At 59.5% G+C, this 232-nt stretch carries 1 pseudogene; it reads left to right on the top strand.

Annotation, left to right across the window (positions count from 1 at the left end):
• Positions 1–232, top strand: a pseudogene (locus ACYP03_RS28210) (ATP-dependent DNA helicase RecQ); the annotation flags it as partial.

Genomic DNA, 232 nt, shown 5'->3' with positions numbered 1-232 from the left:
CGCCACGGCAGACGACACCACCCGGCAGGACATCATGAACCGGCTGGCGCTGGATGCGCCTTTTACGCATCTGGGCAGCTTTGACCGCCCCAATATCCGCTATACCCTGCAGGAAAAGTACAAGCCGATGGCGCAGCTGGTGCGCTTTTTAGCCAGCGTGCGGGGCCAGAGCGGGATTATTTACTGTAACAGCCGCAAGAAAGTGGAACAGGTGGCCGAGAAGCTCACCGAG

Source organism: Photobacterium sp. R1, assembly GCF_054600795.1.
The sequence above is the reverse complement of the archived record's forward strand: the minus strand, read 5'-3'. Positions and strand labels throughout refer to the sequence as shown.